At 67.6% G+C, this 241-nt stretch carries 1 pseudogene; it reads right to left on the bottom strand.

From position 1 onward, the window contains the following. Positions 1-86: 86 nt before the first annotated feature. A pseudogene (locus SB816_RS34500) lies at positions 87-241 on the bottom strand (XRE family transcriptional regulator); the annotation flags it as partial.

Here is a 241-nt window from a genome sequence, read left to right as displayed (position 1 = left end):
CTTCAACCGGCTATAGGCGTCAACACGCAGCGCGCACGCGGCGGTGCACGCGTTGCATCAAAAGCAGGTGGAAGAAAAGAAGCGGCTCAGGGGCGCAGGCCGCCTGCTGCGCGCGCGCGTTCGCCCGACACGATCAGCGCCGAACCGGCCAGCAGTTCGGCCACGCCCACGCCGAACGCGAACGCGAGCTTCTCGACGGTGACGATCGACGCAATCGCGGTCCCGCGCTCGATTTCGCCGA

The sequence above is a fragment of the Achromobacter sp. SIMBA_011 genome (assembly GCF_046535435.1).
Classification (GTDB): domain Bacteria; phylum Pseudomonadota; class Gammaproteobacteria; order Burkholderiales; family Burkholderiaceae_B; genus Achromobacter; species Achromobacter dolens.
The sequence above is the reverse complement of the archived record's forward strand: the minus strand, read 5'-3'. Positions and strand labels throughout refer to the sequence as shown.